At 69.2% G+C, this 13,058-nt stretch carries 11 protein-coding genes; 5 read left to right on the forward strand and 6 right to left on the reverse strand.

All coding sequences use genetic code 11. The features are described 5' to 3' along the window. Window positions 1-25: 25 nt before the first annotated feature. The 4 genes from AP428_RS08165 to AP428_RS08180 all read right to left on the reverse strand — a co-directional run bounded on the left by AP428_RS08165 (window position 26) and on the right by AP428_RS08180 (window position 5,434). On the reverse strand, window positions 26-2,515 hold the full coding sequence (locus AP428_RS08165; protein WP_054927958.1) for a DNA internalization-related competence protein ComEC/Rec2: 2,490 nt from the start codon (window positions 2,513-2,515) through the stop codon (window positions 26-28). A 56-nt stretch (window positions 2,516-2,571) separates the two neighbouring features. Continuing rightward, window positions 2,572-3,360 carry a TatD family hydrolase gene (locus tag AP428_RS08170; protein WP_012328815.1) on the reverse strand — a complete coding sequence of 263 codons (789 nt, stop codon included), beginning with the start codon at window positions 3,358-3,360 and terminating at the stop codon, window positions 2,572-2,574. Between the two features lie 66 nt (window positions 3,361-3,426). After that, window positions 3,427-4,122, reverse strand: a complete 696-nt coding sequence (gene lolD, locus AP428_RS08175) for a lipoprotein-releasing ABC transporter ATP-binding protein LolD (RefSeq protein WP_034174517.1) — start codon at window positions 4,120-4,122, stop codon at window positions 3,427-3,429. 58 nt (window positions 4,123-4,180) lie between these two features. Beyond that, a complete protein-coding gene (locus tag AP428_RS08180) occupies window positions 4,181-5,434 on the reverse strand; it encodes a lipoprotein-releasing ABC transporter permease subunit (protein WP_006483000.1) in 1,254 nt (417 codons plus the stop codon). A gap of 161 nt (window positions 5,435-5,595) precedes the next feature. On the opposite strand from AP428_RS08180, the gene AP428_RS08185 reads away from it, so the two are divergent. From AP428_RS08185 to AP428_RS08205, 5 genes are all read left to right on the forward strand, one after another. Next, the gene (locus AP428_RS08185) at window positions 5,596-6,660 is read left to right on the forward strand and encodes a regulator (RefSeq protein ID WP_156349308.1); all 1,065 of its coding nucleotides are present in this window, start codon (window positions 5,596-5,598) and stop codon (window positions 6,658-6,660) included. A 14-nt stretch (window positions 6,661-6,674) separates the two neighbouring features. Further along, the gene (gene recJ / locus AP428_RS08190) at window positions 6,675-8,372 is read left to right on the forward strand and encodes a single-stranded-DNA-specific exonuclease RecJ (RefSeq protein WP_054927960.1); all 1,698 of its coding nucleotides are present in this window, start codon (window positions 6,675-6,677) and stop codon (window positions 8,370-8,372) included. Window positions 8,373-8,525: 153 nt separating this feature from the next. Next, window positions 8,526-9,630, forward strand: a protein-coding gene (prfB, locus tag AP428_RS34840; protein ID WP_102961735.1) for a peptide chain release factor 2 whose coding sequence is annotated in 2 segments (ribosomal slippage) — window positions 8,526-8,606 and window positions 8,608-9,630 — 1,104 coding nt in all. Because the reading frame shifts where the segments join, the coding sequence is not laid out codon by codon here. 73 nt (window positions 9,631-9,703) lie between these two features. Then, on the forward strand, window positions 9,704-11,230 hold the full coding sequence (gene lysS / locus AP428_RS08200) for a lysine--tRNA ligase (protein ID WP_006478395.1): 1,527 nt from the start codon (window positions 9,704-9,706) through the stop codon (window positions 11,228-11,230). A gap of 347 nt (window positions 11,231-11,577) precedes the next feature. Continuing rightward, entirely contained in the window at window positions 11,578-12,306 is a 729-nt protein-coding gene (locus AP428_RS08205; protein ID WP_027813471.1) for a glycine zipper 2TM domain-containing protein, read from the forward strand. A 156-nt stretch (window positions 12,307-12,462) separates the two neighbouring features. Here AP428_RS08205 and iscX read toward each other — a convergent pair whose 3' ends face one another. Both iscX and fdx read right to left on the reverse strand, forming a co-directional pair. After that, window positions 12,463-12,672, reverse strand: coding sequence for a Fe-S cluster assembly protein IscX (iscX, locus tag AP428_RS08210; RefSeq protein ID WP_006478393.1), 210 nt, complete (start codon window positions 12,670-12,672; stop codon window positions 12,463-12,465). Window positions 12,673-12,691: 19 nt separating this feature from the next. Then, window positions 12,692-13,033: an ISC system 2Fe-2S type ferredoxin gene (gene fdx, locus AP428_RS08215; protein ID WP_006478392.1), complete on the reverse strand. Its 342-nt coding sequence runs from the start codon at window positions 13,031-13,033 to the stop codon at window positions 12,692-12,694. Window positions 13,034-13,058: the final 25 nt, after the last annotated feature.

The following is a 13,058-nucleotide window of genomic DNA, read 5'->3' on the forward strand; positions in this document are numbered from 1 at the left end:
TCCCGATACGCCGGCCTTCCCGCGATCACCGGTCCATCCAGTACCGGTGCCGTTCGTCGCGATAACGCGCGAAGGCGAACCCGCCGCCGGCCGGCGCGACGTCGAATCGCACGGCGCCGTCGCGATCGGTGCGCGGCAGCGGAATCCCGCGCGCCTCGTAGCGGGCCAGCACGGTCCGGTGCGGATGCCCGAAACGATTGCGATAGCCTACAGGAAATACCGCGACGCGCGGCCCGACCGAATCGAGGAAAGGCTCGACCGACGACGTGCGGCTGCCGTGGTGCGGAACGATCAGGATCTGCGCGGCCAGTGCGTCGCGCGCGTCATTCACGAGCCGCCGTTCGCCGCGCGCATCGATGTCGCCCGTCAGCAGCGCGGACGTGCCATCCGCATCGATGCGCAACACGCACGACTGCCCGTTCGACGACCCGGTGCCCATCCCGCCCGGCGGCCACAGCATCGTGAAGGCGACGCCGTCCCAGGTCCAGCGCTGCCCGGCCGCGCACGGCAGCCGGTCGGCCACGCCCGCGGCTGCCGCGTCGCGCCACAGCCGGCTCTTCGGCGCAATGCCGGCCAGCAGCTGGCGCACGGCGGCGGCCGCATAAACGGCCGGTGCGCCGCCTGCGTGATCGGCATCCGCATGACTGAGCACGAGCGAATCGATCGTCGCGATGCCGCGCGCCCGCAACGCCGGCGCGACGATCCGCGTACCGGCATGGGACGACTCCGCCCCCGGCCCCGCATCGAACAGCAAGGTCCGCCGCGCGGTTTCAACCAGCACCGCCGCGCCCTGCCCCACGTCGAGCACGGTCAGCCGGAAGCCGCCGGGCGGCGGCGCATCGGGCGCCGGCGCGACCAGCGGCAGCCACGTGAGCGGCGCCGCCCAGCGCAACGGCCAGCCGCGCGGCATCAGCGCCCACGCGACGCCCACGCATGCGAGCGCCAGCACCGGCCAGTCGGGCATGCGCAGCCAGAACACGCCGGCCGGCCAGTCGGCCAGATACCCGAGCAGCGTCATCATCGGTTCGAGCGCCGCATGCGCAAGCCGGAAGGCCGCCGCATCGAGCGGCGGCGGCAACGCGATGCCGGCCAGCACGACCGGCGTCACGACCGAGCTGACCCACGGAATCGCGAACGCATTGCCGAACGGGCCCGACAGGGAAACCTGCGCGAACCACGCGGCGGTGAGCGGCGCGAGCCCGATCGTCACCGCGTACTGCACGCGCGTCGCCTCGGCGAGGCGGCGCCGGCCGCGCGTCGCCCACCCGCGCAACCGGCTCCGCAGGCCGGTCGTGCCGCCTTCCGCACCCGCTTCATCGATATCGTCGACCTCGCGCACCGGGCGCCAGCCGGCGACGGCCAGCAGGATCACGGCGACCGCGCCGAACGACAGCCAGAATCCGGCCGACAGCACGGCCCACGGATCGGCGAGCAGCACGCCGCCGAGCGCCGCGCACAGCACCGCGGACGTCGGCACGCTGCGGCCGGCCAGATACGCGATGCCGCCGCCCGCGATCATCCACCACGCGCGCTGCGCCGGCACGTTGAAACCGGCGAGCGCGGCGTAGCCTGCGGCAGCAACCAGCGCCGCAAGCGCGGCCGCGTACGGCGCCGGCACCACGAGCGTCGCGGCCCGCGCGCGCCAGCGCACGCGGCGCCAGACCATCGACACGAGCCAGCCGGCGATCGCGCCGACCAGCCCGACATGGAGACCGGAAATCGCGACCAGGTGGCTCGTGCCCGTATTGCGCAGGACGCGCCAGTCGTCGTCGCCGATGCCCGACTGGTCGCCGATCGCCAGCGCGGCGACGATGCCGCGGTGCGCTGCATCGGCACCGAGCACGTCACCGATGCGTGCGCGCAGCGTGTCGCGCACCCGATCGATCGATGCACGCCATCCGGATGCGCGCGCATCGAGCAATACCGCCCGGCGCGGCGCACTGACATAGCCGATCGCACGAATGCCCGCGGCGAGCCACGCCGCCTCGCTGTCGCGCACGCCGGGATTGGCCTCGGCATGCGGACGCTTGAGACGCACGACGAAACGCCAGCGCTGGGCCGCCCGCAAATCGGGAAGCGCATCGCGTGTCGCGGATGCACCATACGCACGCCACGACAGCCGGATCAATGGTGGAAAACGGGTGAGCCCCGCATCGTTCGATTCGACCGCGAACAGCAGCCGCGCGCCTGTCTCGTCGACGACGGGCAACCCACGAATCACGCCCGTGACGACGATGTCGCGCCCTTCCCATTCCGCCGGCAGGCTGTCGCTCAAGCGCCATTCGGCTCGCGCGGCCGCATAGCCGAACCCCGCGACGCTGGCCGCGAGCGCCCACAGCATCCATCCGCATGCAACGACCGCACGCGTGCGCGGCCAGCGCACGCACCCCACACCGAGCGCCGCACAGCCCGCGAGCACGGCTGCTCCGACCGTCCATGCGACCGCCCCCGGCAACGCCGCCTGCCGCTGCAGCACGACGACGCCGAGCGCGAACGCGATCCACCCCACGCGCATTCCGCCTCCTCGTCGACCCGGCGCCACCCTGCCAATACGGCGCCTTCCGGCAACGATTATGCGGACGAAAGTGCGAGTCGCGGCAGCGCGGCGAGCGCGTTAGCCGAAGTGCATACGGCCAGTTCGCCAGTATCGAGCCCGCGCAATTCGGCGAGCACGGCGCCGATGCGCGGCACCTGGTCGGGCGTATTGCGGGATTTGTATGCCCATTCGGGCGCGATGTCGGGCGCGTCGGTTTCGACGACGAGCGCGTCGAGCGGCAACTCGGTGGCGAGCCGGCGGATCTGCCGCGCGCGCGCGAAGGTCACGTTGCCGCCGAAGCCGAGATGGAGGCCCTGCGCCAGATACGCTTCGGCCTGCTGGAAACTGCCGTTAAACGCATGCGCGATGCCGCGCCGCACGCCGAAACGGCGCAGCCCGGCCAGCACGCGGTCCTGCGACTTGCGCACGTGGCACAGCACCGGCAGGTCGAATTCCCGCGCCAGCCGGAGCTGGCCCTGGTAGAAGAATTGCTGCCGGTCTTCGTCGAGCCCCGGCACGAAATAGTCGAGCCCGATCTCGCCGATCGCGACGAATCGCGGATCGTCGAGGCTGGCCTCGATCTCCATGCGCAGCCGGTCGAGATCCTCGTCGCGCGCCTGCGGCGTATACATCGGATGGATACCGAGCGCGTACGCCGCGCCCGGCGTGCGCTGCGCGAGTTCGCGCACCGTCGTGAAGTTGTCGCGCCCGATGCTCGGGATCACGATGCGCGACACGCCGGCCGCGTGCGCAGCCTGCGCGACCGCGTCGCGGTCGGCGTCGAACTCGGCGGCATCGAGATGGCAGTGCGTGTCGATCCACATGGCAGCGGTCCTGCGTCGTTGCGCCGTGCCGCGACGAACCGGCGGCCGGCCAACGGCGTGGCTTTTTTACACCGGCAGCGCCGGCTCCTCGTGCAGCACCCCGTCGCGCAGCCGCATGATGCGGTCGCAACGCGCGGCGAGATCGGGGTCGTGCGTGACGATCACGAAACTCGTTTCGAGCGTCTCGGACAGTTCGAGCATCAGGTTGAACACCGTGTCGGCCGTCGTGCCGTCGAGGTTGCCGGTCGGCTCGTCGGCGAGCACGCACGCGGGCTTCGTGACCAGCGCACGCGCGATCGCGACGCGCTGCCGCTCGCCGCCCGACAGCTCGCCCGGCCGGTGCTTCGCCCGCGGGCCGAGACCGACGCGTTCGAGCATCGCCTGTGCCTGCTCGCGCGCGTCCTCGGTGGTCATCCGGCGGATGCGCAGCGGCATCGCGACGTTGTCGAGCGCCGTGAACTCGGGCAGCAGGTGGTGGAACTGGTAGACGAAGCCGAGCGCGCGGTTGCGCAGCTCGTTGCGCTCGCGTTCGGCGAGTTGCGTAAACGGCTTGCCGAGCAGCGACACTTCGCCGGCGCTCGGCTCGTCGAGCCCGCCCAGCACGTGCAGCAGCGTGCTCTTGCCGGAGCCCGACGCGCCGACGACCGCGAGCTTCTCGCCGCGCCGCACCGTCAGCTCGGTGTTGTTGAGCACCTGCACGTTGAAGCCGCCCTGCACGAACGCCTTCGTGATCCCGCGCGCCTGAAGCACGTATTCCTGCATACCTGCCGAATCCTGTCTGTTGTGTTGTTGTCGTGAATCCGCGAATGCGGCCGCGCGGTCATTCATAGCGCAGCGCCTCCGCCGGCTTCACCTTCGCGCCGCGCCAGCTCGGATAGAGCGTCGCGACGGCCGACAGCGCGAACGCGATCAGCCCGATCCGGATCACGTCGCTCGCGACGAGTTCGGACGGCAGCTCGCTGATGAAATACACCGACGGCGGCAGGAACTGCACGCCGAACAGGTGCTCGATCATCGGGATCAGCCACGGGATGCTCCACGCGATCAGGCAGCCGAGCGCGACGCCGGACGCGGTGCCGACGAAGCCGATCGTCACGCCCTGCACGACGAAGATCTTCATGATCGATCCCGGCTGCGCGCCGAGCGTGCGCAGGATCGCGATGTCCGCCTGCTTGTTGGTCACCGTCATCACGAGCGACGACACGAGGTTGAACGCGGCCACCGCGATGATCAGCGTGAGGATGATGAACATCATCCGCTTCTCGATCTGCACGGCCGAGAACCACGTCTTGTTCTGCTGGGTCCAGTCGCGAATGTACAGGCTGCCCGACAGCGTGTGCGACAGCTCGACCGCGACCTGCGGCGCCTTCTGCATGTCGGTGAGCCGTAGCCGCACGCCGGTCGGCGCGCTCATCCGGAACAGCGCCTCGGCGTCGCGGATGTTGATCATCGCGAGCGTGCTGTCGTATTCGTAGTGGCCCGATTCGAACACGCCGACCACCGTGAACTGCTTCAGGCGCGGCATCATCCCGGCCGGCGTGATCGAGCCTTCGGGCGCGACGAGCGTGACCTTGTCGCCGACCGTCACGCCGAGGTTGCCGGCGAGCGCGTCGCCGAGCACGATGCCGAACTGGCCCGGCACGAGCGCGCCGAGCTGGCCGGCCTTCATGTCCTTGCCGATGTCGGACACCTGCGGCTCGAGCGACGGCTCGACGCCGCGCAGCATCACGCCGCTCACGGCGTCCTGGCGCGTGAGCAGCGCCTGCGCGTCGACGTACGGCGCGGCGCCGATCACCGACGGATTGCGGCGCGCTTCCTGCGCGGTCAGTTGCCAGTCGGGCATCGACCCCGTCGGCGAGAACACCTCGACGTGCGCGAGCACCGACAGCATGCGGTCGCGCACTTCCTTCTGGAAGCCGTTCATCACCGACAGCACGACGATCAGCGCCGCGACGCCGAGCGCGATCCCGAGCATCGACACGAGCGCGATGAAGGAAATGAAGCCGTTGCCGGTCGTGCGTTTGCCGGCGCGCGTGTAGCGCCAGCCGATCTGCCATTCGTACGGAAGTTTCAAGCGAATCCTTTCTGCTGGTTACGGCGGGAGGCGCGCCGCGGCCGAACCGCCGCCGGGTGGTGGCCGGCAGCCCGGGCACGGTCGAAAAACGGCCGCCGGACGCGAACGGGCCGTCAGCCGGCCCGATCACGCGCGCAGTTTGCCATACAATGCGCACCATCATGCACGACCGACGCCTCCATTTTCTCGTTCCGTTCGCGCTGCCGTCGGCGGCCGATGCGGCCTCGTCCCTCCACACGCTGGACAGCCCCGCGCTCCAGAAGTTGCTCGCCCGCGCGAGCCTCGTCGAGCGCGTGGCCGGCGAGGACTTCCAGCGCACGCTGCCGCACGAGCGCTGGCTGGCCAGCCGGTTCGGCGCCACGCAGGGCAATGCCGCGGACGAGGCACCGCTCGCGCCCTACATGCTGCTGGCCGACGGCGGCGACCCCGGCACGCACGCGTGGGCGTGCGTCGAGCCCGTGCACGTCGAAATCGCGCACGATCACCTGGTGCTCGTCGATCCGGCCGCCCTCGCGCTCGACGACGGCGACGCGGCCGCGCTGCTCGCGGTCGCACGACCGCTGATCGAGGAACTGGGCGTACGGCTCGAAGCGCCGAACCCGGCGCGCTGGTATCTGTCGAGCGACCAGCTCGCGCGCCTCGCCGGCGCCGCGCCGCTGCGCGCCAGCGGCCGCAACATCGAGATCTGGCTGCCGCACGAGGCGCATACGGGAGAGCGCTCGCGGATGTGGATGAAACTGCAGAACGAAGTGCAGATGGCGTGGTTCCAGCACCCGGTCAACGAAGCCCGCGAGGCCCGGGGGCTGCCCGCCGTCAATTCGGTCTGGTTCCACGCGCAGGGCACGCTGAAGCCGGTCGGCAAGCCGTTCGCGCGCGTGCTGTCGGCGTCGCCCGCCGCGCTCGGCCTCGCGCGCGCCGCGCAAATCGAAGCCGGCAGCCCGCCTGCGACATTCCGCGCGCTGCCTGCCGCCGACGGCGCGACGCTCGTCGACCTGCCGGCGCTGACCACTCCGTTCATCGAGCAGGACTGGGCCCGCTGGCACGATGGCCTCGCCGCGCTCGAGCGCGACTGGTTCGCGCCCGCGCTCGCCGCGCTGCAGAACGGCGAGCTGGCGAGCGTGGATGTCACGCTGTGCGGCGACACGAGTTCCGTGACGCTGCACGCGACGCGCGGCGATCTGCGCAAGTTCTGGCGCCGCCGCGCGCTTGCCTCCCTGTTCGAATAACCAGCAGACCCCGAATGACCCGGATCGTTACCCGCCCCGTCGCGCCCGCCGACGCCGAAGCGCTTGCGCGCCACGGTCTGCACCCCGTCCTCGCGCGCCTGTACGCGTCGCGCGGCGTGCAGTCGCCCGTCGACATCGAGACCGCGCTCGCGCGCCTGGTGCCGCCCACCGAACTGAAAGGCTGCGCCGATGCGGCGGCGCTGCTCGCCGACGCGATCGCCGACAAGCGGCGCCTGCTGGTCGTCGCCGATTACGACTGCGACGGCGCGACGGCCTGCGCGGTCGCGGTGCGCGGCCTGCGGATGTTCGGCGCGCAGATCGACTACCTGGTGCCGAACCGCTTCGAATACGGCTACGGCCTCACGCCCGAGATCGTCGAGCTCGCGGCCGCGCGCAAGCCCGACCTGCTGATCACCGTCGACAACGGGATCGCGAGCGTCGCCGGCGTCGAAGCCGCGAACGCGCGCGGCATCGACGTGCTCGTGACCGACCACCACCTGCCCGGCGACGCGCTGCCCGCCGCGCGCGCGATCGTCAACCCGAACCAGCCCGGCTGCGCATTCCCGAGCAAGCACCTCGCCGGCGTCGGCGTGATGTTCTACGTGCTGCTCGCGCTGCGCGCCGAGCTGCGCCGCCGCGGCGCGTTCGCGAGCAAGGAAGCCGAGCCGCGCCTCGACGGCCTGCTCGACCTCGTCGCGCTCGGCACCGTCGCCGACGTCGTGCGGCTCGACGGCAACAACCGCGTGCTGGTCGCGCAGGGGCTGCAGCGCATCCGCAACGGCCGCATGCAGCCGGGCATCGCCGCGCTGTTCCGCGCCGCCGCGCGCGAAGCGCGCACCGCGTCGGGCTTCGACCTCGGCTTCGGCCTCGGCCCGCGCCTGAACGCCGCCGGGCGGCTGTCCGACATGTCGCTCGGCATCGAATGCCTGATCACCGACGACATCGGCCGTGCATGGGATCTCGCGCAACAGCTCGACGTGATGAACCGCGAGCGCCGCGAAATCGAGGCCGGCATGCAGCAGCAGGCGCTCGCCGATCTCGCCGACGTCGATCCGGCCGACGCGTGCACGATCACGCTGTTCAATCCCGCGTGGCACCAGGGCGTGATCGGCATCGTCGCCGGCAGGCTCAAGGAGAAATTCCACCGTCCGTCGTTCACGTTCGCGCACGCCGACGACGAAGGCAAGCGGGTCAAGGGTTCCGGCCGATCGATCGCCGGCTTCCACCTGCGCGACGCGCTCGACCTCGTGTCGAAGCGCGAACCGGACCTGATCGTCGCGTTCGGCGGCCACGCGATGGCGGCCGGCCTTACGCTCGACACCGACAACGTGCCGCGCTTCGCGGCCGCGTTCGAGGCCGTCGCGCGCGAATGGCTGTCCGATGACGCGCTGGCCCGCGTGATCGAGACCGACGGCGAACTCGAGGACGCGTACTTCACGCCGCAGTTCGTCGGCCTGCTCGACGAAGCCGTGTGGGGGCAAGGCTTTCCGGCCCCGCTTTTCTCGGGCGAATTCGACGTCGTGTCGCAGTCGCTCGTGAAGGAAAAGCACCTGAAGCTGCAGCTTGCGCGTGGCCGCCAGCGCTTCAACGCGATCTGGTTCAACCACACCGAGCCGCTGCCGGCGAGCGCGCTGGTCGCGTACCGGCTCGTCGCCGATACGTGGAACGGCGTCACGCGCGTCCAGTTGATCGTCGAACACGCGGCCGGCTGAGCAGGCCGACCGCGCCGCGACGCGCCGCCGCACGCGTGCACGCCGCGCCGGACGGGGCCGCCGACACGCGTACGGGCACCGTTTGCGTCACCGAGCAAGTTTGCCGATCAGCTATAATTCCGCTTTTTTACGAAGCCGGAACAGCGAACGATCATGGAAGCGGAACGTCTCAACGCGATCGAAAGCTCCCTGCTCGACCTGCGCAATCGCGCGGGCGAGCTTCGGGGGTATCTTTGACTACGACGCCAAAGCCGCGCGTCTGACCGAAGTCAACAAGGAACTCGAAGACCCGAACGTCTGGAACGATTCGAAGAACGCCCAGGCACTCGGTCGCGAGAAGAAGCTGCTCGAAGGCGTCGTCACGACGCTCACCGCGCTCGATAGCGACCTGCGCGACGCGCTCGACCTGTTCGAGCTGGCCCGCGAGGAAGGCGACGAAGACACCCTTCTCGCATCGGAAGACGACGCCGCGAAGCTCGAAGCGCGCGTCGGCGACATCGAATTCCGCCGGATGTTCTCGAACCCGGCCGATCCGAACAACTGCTTCATCGACATCCAGGCCGGCGCCGGCGGCACCGAGGCATGCGACTGGGCGTCGATGCTGCTGCGCCAGTACCTGCGCTACTGCGAGCGCAAGGGCTTCAAGGCCGAAGTGCTCGAAGAGTCCGACGGCGACGTCGCCGGCATCAAGAACGCGACGGTCAAGGTCACGGGCGAATACGCGTACGGCTTCCTGCGCACCGAAACGGGCATCCACCGCCTCGTGCGCAAGTCGCCGTTCGACTCGTCGGGCGGCCGCCACACGTCGTTCTCGTCGGTGTTCGTCTATCCGGAAATCGACGATTCGATCGAAGTCGAGATCAACCCGGCCGACCTGCGCATCGACACGTACCGCGCGTCGGGCGCGGGCGGCCAGCACATCAACAAGACCGACTCCGCGGTGCGGATCACGCACATGCCGACGGGCATCGTCGTGCAGTGCCAGAACGACCGCTCGCAGCACCGCAACCGCGCCGAAGCGATGGCGATGCTGAAGTCGCGCCTGTACGAAGTCGAAATGCGCAAGCGCCAGGCCGAGCAGGACAAGCTCGAATCGAGCAAGACCGATGTGGGCTGGGGCCACCAGATCCGCTCGTACGTGCTCGACCAGAGTCGCGTGAAGGACCTGCGCACGAACGTCGAAATGAGCAACACGCGGGCGGTGCTCGACGGCGACCTCGACGACTTCATCAGCGCGAGCCTCAAACAGGGCGTGTAAGCGCCGCGGCGCGGCCGGCCCGCGCCGCCCTTTCCGTTTGCGTTGCCGCACCCCACTCCGAATTCCGACCATCATGACCGAACCGACCCAAACGCAGCCCGCCGTCACGGCGGACGAAAACCAGATCATCGCCGAGCGCCGCGAGAAGCTGCGCGCGTTGCGCGAGCAAGGCGTCGCCTACCCGAACGATTTCCGCCCCGAGCACCACGCAGCCGACCTGCAGGCCAAATTCGCCGATTCGGACAAGGCCGCGCTCGAAGCGAACCCGGTCGAGGTGTCGGTGGCCGGCCGCATGATGCTCAAGCGCGTGATGGGCAAGGCGAGCTTCGCGACGGTGCAGGACGGCTCGGGCCAGATCCAGTTCTTCGTGACGCCGAACGACGTCGGCGCCGACACCTACGACGCGTTCAAGAAGTGGGACCTCGGCGACATCGTCGCCGCGCGCGGCGTGCTGTTCCGCACCAACAAGGGCGAGCTGTCGGTCCAGTGCAAGGAGCTGCGCCTGCTGTCGAAGGCGCTGCGTCCGCTGCCGGACAAGTTCCACGGGCTGTCCGACCAGGAAATGCGCTATCGCCAGCGCTACGTCGACCTGATCGTCACGCCGGAAACGCGCGACACGTTCCGCGCCCGCACGAAGACGATCGCGTCGATCCGCAAGTTCATGGACAACGCCGACTTCATGGAAGTCGAGACGCCGATGCTGCACCCGATCCCGGGCGGCGCGGCCGCGAAGCCGTTCGTCACGCATCACAATGCGCTCGACATGCAGATGTTCCTGCGCATCGCGCCGGAACTGTACCTGAAGCGCCTGATCGTCGGCGGCTTCGAGCGCGTGTTCGAGATCAACCGCAATTTCCGGAATGAAGGCGTGTCGCCGCGTCACAATCCGGAATTCACGATGATGGAGTTCTACGCCGCGTACACCGACTACCGCTGGCTGATGGACTTCACCGAGCAACTGATCCGCCAGGCGGCGATCGATGCGCTCGGCACCGCGACGATCCAGTATCAAGGCCGTGAACTCGACCTCGCGAAGCCGTTCCATCGCCTGACGATCACGCAGGCGATCCAGAAGTACGCACCGGACTACACCGACGGCCAGCTGTCGGACGACGCGTTCCTGCGCACCGAACTGAAGCGCTTCGGCGTCGACGTGTCGCAGCCGGCGTTCCTGAACGCCGGCATCGGCGCGCTGCAGCTCGCGCTGTTCGAGGAAACGGCCGAAGCGCAGCTGTGGGAACCGACGTTCATCATCGACTACCCGGTCGAGGTGTCGCCGCTCGCACGCGCGTCGGATACGGTGCCGGGCATCACCGAGCGTTTCGAGCTGTTCATGACCGGCCGCGAGATCGCGAACGGCTTCTCGGAGCTGAACGATCCGGAAGACCAGGCCGCGCGCTTCAAGAAGCAGGTCGAGCAGAAGGACGCGGGCGACGAGGAAGCGATGTTCTTCGACGCCGACTACATCCGCGCGCTCGAATACGGGATGCCTCCGACCGGCGGCTGCGGGATCGGCATCGACCGTCTCGTGATGCTGCTGACCGACAGCCCGACGATCCGCGACGTGCTGCTGTTCCCGCATCTGCGCCGCGAAGACTGACGCCCGCGACCGCGTGTGCGCCGCGCCCCGTGGCGCGCACGCGTCGGCTTTGTAACGACGCGTAAATCCCGCCAGCCGGCGTCTGCCGGCCTTCGATCCTCCCCTGTTTTATTCCCTTGTCGCGACGCCCTTCTCCGGGTTTTCCCGGTAGCAAGCGCTGATCCCGCGCTGCAATTCGTTACACCTTGATACGGCGCGCCGCTGGGCCGTGGACGACACTCCTGTTGCGTCACCACGCATGACCACGGGACCAGAACGAGGCGCCGGAACGCCGAGTCTGCTCGCTCCCGAGCGTGGGATCCTGCTCCGGCGCAGCGCGCCGATGCGGATCGACCTTGGAGAAAAAAATGGACAATCAGACTCAGACCACGCCGCAAAAGCAACGCCTCCACCCGCTGATCGCCACCGCAGCGGGCGCCGTTATCGTCGCCAGCCTCGCGGCGACGGCAGCGATCACGGGCGTCTTCCCGAAAGCCACCAGCAGCAATGAACAGAATGGCCAGACCCAGGCCGCGCTGATCGCGTCGCAACCGGCCGTCGATACGGCCGCGGCCGCCAGCGCCGCGCTGGCCGCGCAAGCGCAGCGGCAAGCCGCGGAACAGGCCGCCGCGCAGCAGAAGGCCGCCGTCGCGCAGGCCGAGCCGAAGCCCGCGCCGCGCCCGGCCGCGCCGCACCGCCGTCACACGACCGCGCCGCAGCCGCCGCAATACGCGCAGCAGCCGTCGGCGCCGGCGCAGGCCTACTGCCAGAGCTGCGGTACGGTCGTCGCGATCACGCAGACGCGCACGCCGGGCCAGAGCTCGGGGATCGGCGCCGTGGGCGGCGCAGCGGCCGGTGGCCTGCTCGGCAACCAGTTCGGTAACGGCAACGGCCGCACCGCGATGACGATCATCGGCGCGCTGGGCGGCGGTCTCGCCGGCAACCAGGTCGAGAAGCAGGTCCGCGCGGAAACCGACTATCAGGTGCAAGTGCAGATGGAAAGCGGCGCGACGCGCACGTTCACGTACCACAACCCGCCGCCGTTCGGCCAGGGTCAGCGCGTGCGGATCGAGAACGGCACGCTGGTCGGCGCTTGAAACTGATCGTGTAGTCGCCGGCGTCCCGCTGCCTGCACGTCGTGCGCGGCGTCGCCCAAAACGAAAACGGCTCGCGAGCAAGCGCTCACGAGCCGTTTTCATTGACGCGGCGTGCACCGTTGCAGCGCACGCCGTGGCCGTTCGGGTCGGGGTCGATCAGTCCTCGTCGTCGAAATCCGATTCGTCGATCCAGTGTGCCTGGATCGCCTCGAGGATCTTCTCGCCGGAATGCGTCGGATCGTCGTCGAAGCCGTCGAGCTCGAGCACCCACTGGCGCAGGTCGACGAAGTTGATCCGCTGCGGGTCGATGTCGGGGTGCTTGTCCGCCAGCGCAATGGCTATTTCACGCGAATCGGTCCATTTCATCGCCTGCCTCCGGTTCCTGTCAGTGATTTTCCTTCGCGTGGTTGATCGAGTACTTCGGGATCTCGACCACCAGGTCCGAATCTTCCTTCACGATCGCCTGGCACGACAGACGCGACGTCGGCTCGAGGCCCCACGCCTTGTCCAGCAGATCGTCCTCGTCCTCCTCGGACGGCGTCAGATCGTTGAAGCCTTCGCGGATCACCACGTGGCACGTCGTGCATGCGCACGACTTCTCGCATGCATGTTCGATCTCGATCCCGTGATCGAGCAGGTTGTCGCAGATACTCTTGCCGGGCGTCGCGTCGATCACCGCGCCGTCCGGGCACAGTTCGACGTGAGGCAGCACCACCAGTTGAGGCATGTTCGTTCCGTCAGTCAGGGTGCGG

The sequence above is a fragment of the Burkholderia sp. E168m22 genome (assembly GCF_001319805.1).
GTDB classification, from domain to species: domain Bacteria; phylum Pseudomonadota; class Gammaproteobacteria; order Burkholderiales; family Burkholderiaceae; genus Burkholderia; species Burkholderia orbicola.

Bases quoted from the DNA above. Each gene is read 5' to 3' on its own strand.
- AP428_RS08165 (WP_054927958.1), bottom strand. From the start codon at position 2,515: ATGCGCGTGGGGTGGATCGCGTTCGCGCTCGGCGTCGTCGTGCTGCAG.
- AP428_RS08170 (WP_012328815.1), bottom strand. From the start codon at position 3,360: ATGTGGATCGACACGCACTGCCATCTCGATGCCGCCGAGTTCGACGCC.
- lolD (WP_034174517.1), bottom strand. From the start codon at position 4,122: ATGCAGGAATACGTGCTTCAGGCGCGCGGGATCACGAAGGCGTTCGTG.
- AP428_RS08185 (WP_156349308.1), top strand. From the start codon at position 5,596: ATGCACGACCGACGCCTCCATTTTCTCGTTCCGTTCGCGCTGCCGTCG.
- recJ (WP_054927960.1), top strand. From the start codon at position 6,675: ATGACCCGGATCGTTACCCGCCCCGTCGCGCCCGCCGACGCCGAAGCG.
- lysS (WP_006478395.1), top strand. From the start codon at position 9,704: ATGACCGAACCGACCCAAACGCAGCCCGCCGTCACGGCGGACGAAAAC.
- AP428_RS08205 (WP_027813471.1), top strand. From the start codon at position 11,578: ATGGACAATCAGACTCAGACCACGCCGCAAAAGCAACGCCTCCACCCG.
- iscX (WP_006478393.1), bottom strand. From the start codon at position 12,672: ATGAAATGGACCGATTCGCGTGAAATAGCCATTGCGCTGGCGGACAAG.
- fdx (WP_006478392.1), bottom strand. From the start codon at position 13,033: ATGCCTCAACTGGTGGTGCTGCCTCACGTCGAACTGTGCCCGGACGGC.